Source organism: Stenotrophomonas sp. INTA L402-1 (assembly GCF_059295135.1).
Map to the genome: position 1 here is coordinate 1 of NZ_JCAFWP010000277.1, position 500 is coordinate 500.

The following is a 500-nucleotide window of genomic DNA, read 5'->3' on the forward strand; positions in this document are numbered from 1 at the left end:
GTGCTTTGCTGCCCTGCTGATGGCCGGTCTTGATGGTATCAAGAACAAGATCCATCCGGGCGAAGCCATGGACAAAAACCTGTATGACCTGCCGCCAGAAGAAGCGAAAGAGATCCCACAAGTTGCAGGCTCTCTGGAAGAAGCACTGAACGAACTGGATCTGGACCGCGAGTTCCTGAAAGCCGGTGGCGTGTTCACTGATGAAGCGATCGATGCGTACATCGCTCTGCGTCGCGAAGAAGATGACCGCGTGCGTATGACTCCGCATCCGGTAGAGTTTGAGCTGTACTACAGCGTCTAATAGTTGAAGTTGTACTACCCGGCGCAACAACGCCGGGATTTAGTTGCCGTGGAAACTTTCAGCCCATCTCTGCATGGGCTTTTTTCTCCGTCAATTCTCTGATGCTTCGCGCTTTTTATCCGTAAAAAGCTATAATGCACTAAAATGGTGCAACCTGTTCAGGAGACTGCTTTATGGCAACAGGCACGCAGCCCGATGC

The 500-nt window shown here is 51.8% G+C and carries 1 pseudogene; it reads left to right on the forward strand.

The window, feature by feature from the left end:
* Positions 1 to 301, forward strand: a pseudogene (gene glnA / locus AC5O77_RS22770) (glutamine synthetase); the annotation flags it as partial.
* Positions 302 to 500: the final 199 nt, after the last annotated feature.